This is a genomic window from Pseudoalteromonas sp., assembly GCF_041613455.1.
Classification (GTDB): Bacteria; Pseudomonadota; Gammaproteobacteria; order Enterobacterales; family Alteromonadaceae; genus Pseudoalteromonas.
The window spans coordinates 1-2,101 of sequence record NZ_JBFJHD010000334.1; the positions used below are offsets into that span (position 1 = coordinate 1).

Below are 2,101 nucleotides of genomic sequence, written 5' to 3' on the forward strand. Positions count from 1 at the left end.
AAGTAAGTTGCCCCTAAAATGGGCTCTTCGGTCGTCTGTGCTTTTTCGCCATTAAGCCAAATTTCGGCGTAAGCTTTGGTTTTTGGCAACAAGTGCTCTGAAATTTTTGCCGCCCACTCGTAAGCTTGTTGGTGTAATTCAGACTCAACAGGATTGGTCGTACACAACACATTGCGGTTAACATCGCCTGCGGTAGCAATAGAGTCAATGCCAACACTATCAAGTAATTGGTGCATACCCTTAATGTTAGGCTTTAATACGCCATGAAACTGAAACGTTTGTCGTGTGGTTAAGCGAATACTGCCATAACTGGTTTTTTCTTCGGCAAACTTATCGATTGCTAACCATTGCTCCGGCTTAATAATACCCCCTGGCATCCGCGCACGTAGCATCACGTTATGCAGTGGCTCTAGCTTTTGCTTAGCACGCTCGCCACGAATATCGCGGTCATCTTGTTGATACATGCCATGAAAACGTATTAACTGGAAGTTATCAGCTGTGAAGCCACCGGTAATTTCATCTTTTAAATCTTGCTCTATAGTGCCACGTAAAAAGTTACTTTCGCGTTTCATACGCTCGTTATCAGCAAGCTTTACGTTGTTATCTTGTTCGCTCATGTTCAATCCTAAATTAGTGACAGTGACGGCTGGGGTAAATCGTTAGCTTTAGTAAACGTCTTTCTGATAACGGTTTGCGCTGCGTAAATCTTTTAGATACTGCTGGGCATCGTCGTCGCTTTTGCCGGTGTTCTCTTTAATTATTTCTAGTAACGTTTGGTGCACGTCTTTTGCCATGTGATTAGCGTCGCCACATATATAAAAATGCGCGCCGGCTTCTAACCAGGCAAACACCTCTTTACTCTGTGCCCGTAACTTATCTTGTACGTATACCTTTTCGGCTTGGTCACGGCTAAACGCCACATCAACTTTCGTTAATAAGCCCGACTTTAAATAACCTTGAATTTCCACTTGGTATAAAAAGTCTTGAGTAAAATGAGGATTACCAAAAAATAACCAGTTTTTACCCTGCGCTTCGCGCGCATCACGCTCTTGTAAAAAGGCACGAAACGGTGCAATGCCAGTCCCTGGCCCCACCATAATTATTGGCGTGTCGTCATTTGCTGGCAAACGAAAATTATCGTTATGTTCGCTAAATACTTTTACTTTACAGCCTTCCTCTGCACGATGAGCTAAGTACCCCGAACAGCCACCTAAGTGCTCGCTACCAAAGGCATCAAACTCAACCACTGCCACGGTTAAATGTACTTCATCGTCAACTTCAGCTTGGCTAGAAGCAATCGAATATAAACGCGCCTGTAACTTGCGTAAGCAATCTACTAACGTTTGTGCATCCAGCTTAGCCGGATTTTGTGCAACCACATCAAATATTTGTCGTGGCTCTATGTATGCATGCATTGCCGCTTTATCTTCAACCAGTTTTAATAGCTGTGGTGTGCCGGTCGCAATCGCATATTTTTCTACGAAGCCTGGGTATGATTGGGTTAACTCTAGTTTTTCAATCAGCGCTTCACGAACAGGTAATGTTTCATCTGCAACGGTCACAACGCTTGCCGCATCAATTTGCGTATCTACCAGCAATTGCTCAACACGGGCTGCGTCGTTTAAAAAGTACACGCCAAGCGAATCGCCTGGTGTGTAGGTGATCCCCGAACCGGTAAGTGAAATTTCCACATGACGTACATCTTTGCTTGAATCTCGCCCTGTAATTTTTTGCACTAAGCTAAGCTCTGCGGCAAATGGATTTTGTTTAGTGTACTGGCTGGCTCCCGTCGCTGGTGCGCCAAAGGCAACCACTTGTGCGCCGGCCCCGCCCTGCTGTGCTTTTAAGTCGGGTTCAAAGGCATCAAGCGCGCCCGTGATCCACGTTGCAGCTTCCTCTTCATAATCAACATCTAAATCGGCACGCTGATAGAGTGTTTCTGCACCTAAATTATTTAAACGCTGCTCAAAGTCTTTTGCCGTTTGGCAGAAAAATTCATAACTGGAGTCACCTAAACCAATCACCGCCACTTTTACGCCATCGAGCTGTGGCGCTTTTTTAGTGGTTAAAAATTCGTGAAGCGTTTCAGCATCTTCTGGCG

Annotated in this window: 1 protein-coding gene and 1 pseudogene; both read right to left on the reverse strand. The window is 45.0% G+C overall.

The features are described from left to right. Window positions 1-617, reverse strand: a pseudogene (locus ABYB02_RS16755) (sulfite reductase subunit beta); the annotation flags it as partial. A 48-nt stretch (window positions 618-665) separates the two neighbouring features. Then, window positions 666-2,101, reverse strand: a 1,436-nt coding sequence (locus ABYB02_RS16760) for an assimilatory sulfite reductase (NADPH) flavoprotein subunit (RefSeq protein ID WP_372763502.1), incomplete at its 5' end; no start/stop codon positions are given.